Annotated in this window: 2 rRNA genes; both read right to left on the bottom strand. The window is 52.1% G+C overall.

Going from position 1 to position 3,315, the window contains the following annotated elements:
- Positions 1 to 39: 39 nt before the first annotated feature.
- Positions 40 to 154 (bottom strand): 5S ribosomal RNA (rrf, locus tag PG871_RS20285).
- A 90-nt stretch (positions 155 to 244) separates the two neighbouring features.
- A 23S ribosomal RNA gene (locus PG871_RS20280) occupies positions 245 to 3,074 on the bottom strand.
- Between the last annotated feature and the right edge of the window lie 241 nt (positions 3,075 to 3,315).

Below are 3,315 nucleotides of genomic sequence, written 5' to 3'. Positions count from 1 at the left end.
AACATCGTTGAGAGATACGTTTACGAGGTCGTTTACTAGGTCTGGCGATGACCTACTCTCCCACACCTTAAGATGCAGTACCATCGGCGCTACGGTGCTTAACTGCCGGGTTCGGGATGGGACCGGGTGTTTCACTCGCGCTATGATCACCAAACCGAGTAAACGGCCTCGTGTATTGTCCAAGTCTTGTACGCTGATTGTGTTGTGTATGACTTAATTGGTACCAGTCTTTCTTTTACTGGATCAAATCAAGCCTATCGGGCAATTAGTACCAGTCAACTGAATGCATTGCTGCACTTACATCTCTGGCCTATCGACGAGGTGGTCTACCTCGGCCCTCAGGGATACCTTGTTTTGAGGGGGGCTTCCCGCTTAGATGCCTTCAGCGGTTATCCTGTCCGAACATAGCTACCCAGCACTGCCGTTGGCACGACAACTGGTCCACCAGTGGTTCGTTCACCCCGGTCCTCTCGTACTAGGGGCAACTCCTCTCAAGTATCCTACACCCACGGCAGATAGGGACCGAACTGTCTCACGACGTTCTAAACCCAGCTCACGTACCTCTTTAAACGGCGAACAGCCGTACCCTTGGGACCTGCTCCAGCCCCAGGATGAGATGAGCCGACATCGAGGTGCCAAACACTGCCGTCGATATGGACTCTTGGGCAGTATCAGCCTGTTATCCCCGGCGTACCTTTTATCCGTTGAGCGATGGCCCTTCCACTCGGGACCACCGGATCACTATGGCCGTCTTTCGACTCTGCTCGACTTGTCAGTCTCGCAGTCAGGCTGGCTTCTGCCATTGCACTCAACGAGCGATTTCCGACCGCTCTGAGCCAACCTTCGCGCGCCTCCGTTACACTTTAGGAGGCGACCGCCCCAGTCAAACTACCCGCCACACAGGGTCCCGGATCCGGATAACGGACCGCGGTTAGACATCAAGCAGAGCAAGGGTGGTATCTCAAGGGAGGCTCCACTCCGACTGGCGTCGAAGTTTCAAAGCCCACCACCTATCCTGCACATGCTCGGCCTAATGCCAATGTGAAGCTGTAGTAAAGGTGCACGGGGTCTTTCCGTCTAACCGCGGGAAACCTGCATCTTGACAGGTAATTCAATTTCGCTGAGTCGATGTTGGAGACAGCGGGGAAGTCGTTACGCCATTCGTGCAGGTCGGAACTTACCCGACAAGGAATTTCGCTACCTTAGGACCGTTATAGTTACGGCCGCCGTTTACCTGGGCTTCAATTCAGAGCTCTCACCCCTCCTTTTAACCTTCAGGCACCGGGCAGGCGTCAGACCCTATACGTCGTCTTGCGACTTCGCAGAGCCCTGTGTTTTTAGTAAACAGTCGCCACCCCCTGGTTTGTGCCCCCAGCCAATACTTGCGTAGAAACTGGGCCTCCTTCTCGCGAACTTACGGAGGTATTTTGCCGAGTTCCTTCAACATCGTTCTCTCAAGCGCCTTGGTATGCTCTACCAGTCCACCTGTGTCGGTTTAGGGTACGGTCTCATGGAGGGCTATTTCCAGGAACCAATCAGCGGCCTGCCCAATCCGATAAGGGCAAACAACCTTCATGATCCGTCACATCCTCCTGGCCTAGGAATATTAACCTAGTTCCCATCGCCTACGGCTTTCGCCCTCGGCTTAGGGGCCGGCTTACCCTGCTCAGATTAGCTTTAAGCAGGAACCCTTGGACTTTCGGCGAGAGTGTCTCTCACACTCTTTGTCGCTACTCATGTCATCATTCTCACTAGTGATCTCTCCACCGGATCGCTCACGCGCCGGCTTCATCGAAAGCTCCATATCCTCCATGACATTCCGGAGAATGCTAAAGAGGATTGGAACTATGTCACACTACGCTCTGCTACCATGCACTATGTGCATCCTAGACTTCGGCTCATGGCTTGAGCCCCGTTACATCTTCGCCGCAGGACAACTTATTTAGACCAGTGAGCTGTTACGCTATCTTTAAAGGATGGCTGCTTCTAAGCCAACCTCCTGGTTGTTTTGGTCGTCCCACCTGCTTTCCCACTTAGCCATGAATTAGGGGCCTTAGTCGTAGGTCAGGGTTGTTTCCCTCTCCACTACGGACGTTAGCATCCGCAGTGTGTCTGCCATCTAGTACTCCCGGGTATTCGGAGTTTGATTAGGATCAGTAAGGCTGTAGGCCCCCATTACCCATTCAGTGCTCTACCCCCCGGGGTATTCAGATGACGCTCTACCTAAATAGATTTCGCAGAGAACCAGCTATCTCCGAGTTTGATTGGCCTTTCACCCCTAGGCACAGCTCATCCCGATCTTTTTCAACAGATGTGGGTTCGGTCCTCCAGTGCATGTTACTGCACCTTCAACCTGGCCATGCCTAGATCACTCGGTTTCGGGTCTGATCCATCTAACTCATTCGCCCTATTAAGACTCGCTTTCGCTGCGCCTACACCTAACGGCTTAAGCTTGCTAGATAGACCAAGTCGATGACCCATTATACAAAAGGTACGCTGTCAGCCCTCAAGGGGCCTCCAACTGATTGTAGGCGTTCGGTTTCAGGTACTGTTTCACTCCCCTCGTCGGGGTGCTTTTCACCTTTCCCTCACGGTACTGGTTCACTATCGGTCAGTAAGGAGTACTTAGCCTTCGAAGGTGGTCCTCCGATCTTCAGACAGAATTTCACGTGTTCCGCCCTACTTAATACATCCTTCAGAGCTTCATATACGGGGCTATCACCCTCTATGGCCGACCTTCCCAGGTCGTTCTATTCACTCATCAGGCTTGGCTGATCCGCGTTCGCTCGCCGCTACTAGCAGAGTATCAATTGATTTCCTTTCCTCCGGGTACTTAGATGTTTCAGTTCCCCGGGTTTGCTCTTAAAACCCTATGTATTCAGGTTAAAAGTACCTGGTTAAGAACCCTATTAGCTACCGAAGTAGTAATAGTGAACTTTCAGGTGGGTTCCCCCATTCAGAAATTCATGGATCAAAGCTTATTCTCAGCTCCCCATGACTTATCGCAGAGTATCACGTCTTTCATCGCCTCTTACTGCCAAGGCATTCACCAAACGCCCTTCTCGCGCTTGATTTGATCCAGAAAGAGAAAGACTTGCGTCTCACACGGACACACTAGCTGGTAAGCAATGCGTCCTTCTTCTGAACCAAAAGTCATACATTTTTTCCCGCTCTTCATCTTGGAACCCGGATTGCCGATGGTCATCGGCCCCACCCGGGAGATGAAGAACAATTTGAGCAACCTCTCGGCTGCTCGGGTTAGTGTACTTGACTTGGACAACTCTGTTCGTTTCAGCTGGCAGACACCTGCGAGGT

The sequence above is a fragment of the Shimia sp. Alg240-R146 genome (genome assembly GCF_947331465.1).
Taxonomy (GTDB): Bacteria; Pseudomonadota; Alphaproteobacteria; order Rhodobacterales; family Rhodobacteraceae; genus Shimia.
This window is presented reverse-complemented; position numbering and strand designations above follow the sequence as displayed.